Source organism: Veillonella parvula (genome assembly GCF_024461875.1).
Classification (GTDB): Bacteria; Bacillota; Negativicutes; order Veillonellales; family Veillonellaceae; genus Veillonella; species Veillonella parvula_I.
Genome location: NZ_JANGAL010000044.1, coordinates 1 through 272, shown reverse-complemented (window position 1 = coordinate 272; position 272 = coordinate 1). Strand labels below are relative to the sequence as shown.

Below are 272 nucleotides of genomic sequence, written 5' to 3'. Positions count from 1 at the left end.
ATTGCTTCGGATGTCTTTTTTCTCTATGATATATTCTTTTAGAAGTTCCATCTCTCCTTTGAGTCTTGCAGGAAGAACGGCGAGACCCATTACTTCTATCAGACCGATGTTTTCTTTTTTGATATGGTGAAGTTCTTCGTGCGGATGATATACTCCGAGAGGATGTTCTTCTGTTGTAATGTTGTTGCGAAGCGTCAGATCAAGTTCATACATACCGTCTTTTTTTCTGGCGATCGGGGTGATCGTGTTGTGTAAAACCCCGTCTGTTTCTG

General features: G+C 41.5%; 1 protein-coding gene. It reads right to left on the bottom strand.

Features of this window, described 5'->3' with window-relative positions; genetic code table 11:
* Positions 1-272, bottom strand: a 272-nt coding sequence (locus tag NE668_RS09800) for a hypothetical protein (protein ID WP_442806933.1), incomplete at both ends; no start/stop codon positions are given.